The sequence below is a fragment of the [Limnothrix rosea] IAM M-220 genome (assembly GCF_001904615.1).
Lineage (GTDB): Bacteria > Cyanobacteriota > Cyanobacteriia > Cyanobacteriales > MRBY01 > MRBY01.
Genome location: NZ_MRBY01000020.1, coordinates 1 through 835 on the forward strand (window position 1 = coordinate 1; position 835 = coordinate 835).

The following is an 835-nucleotide window of genomic DNA, read 5'->3' on the forward strand; positions in this document are numbered from 1 at the left end:
AATACCTTTTCTACAGGGACTTGCCATAGTTGACGTTGCTCGATGCGGTGGTGTCCAGACTCACAAGTGCGGCGATGCACAATCACTTCTGGTAATGCCTCTAGCTTTTCCCTATTGCCCTGAAACCAATCCTGAGCATCATTGTTGAGGGTCGGATGGTTCCCTTTCAGTGCCAAAACATAGTCCGCCTCTGCTGTCTTGATTTGTTGGGCAATTTTCCTTTGAGTCCCCATGGCATCCATGGTTACAATCGCTCCCTTGAGGTCTAACTGTTCTAGTAATACTGGAATTGCTGTGATTTCATTCGATTTTTTAGCCACTGCACATTGTCCCAGCACTAGACCTTGATTGCTTGACCATGCGCTCACCATTTGTAGCGCATTTAGCGAGTTTTCCCGGTCATAGGAACCATTCAGGCTCTTCCCATCAATGGCTACCACTGTTAATCCCAGCTTCCCTGCCATCAGCTTTACCCACTCTTGAAAATGACTTTCCATTTTCTCTGGGTCTATTTTGCTAAATACTCGCCCAAAGGTGTCATGGGAGGGAATACCTTGGGGTAAGTCCAGAAATTTTGCCAGCCAATCTTGTTTTGCCTTGCCATAGGTTTCGACCGCCACCCACCCATCGGCTCCACAAAGTACTGCTAAGACGGCGATTGTAATGATATTGATGAGCTTGTGGCTACTTCTACTGATGACTCGGCTTTCTGGTATCTTGCCAAAATGTGTTTCTAAGGAAGCTCGTAATGTCTCTATTGTCAGGTCGCAGGGCATTTTGATAAGCTCCTTTACTTTACCCCTTTCCTGTCTTTTATTTTGATGCGATTACCCTG

At 46.2% G+C, this 835-nt stretch carries 1 protein-coding gene; it reads right to left on the reverse strand.

What is annotated here, in order from left to right; translation table 11 throughout:
• The coding region (locus NIES208_RS09500) for an ISAs1 family transposase (RefSeq protein ID WP_075892092.1) at nt 1-776 on the reverse strand (776 nt) is incomplete at its 3' end.
• Between the last annotated feature and the right edge of the window lie 59 nt (nt 777-835).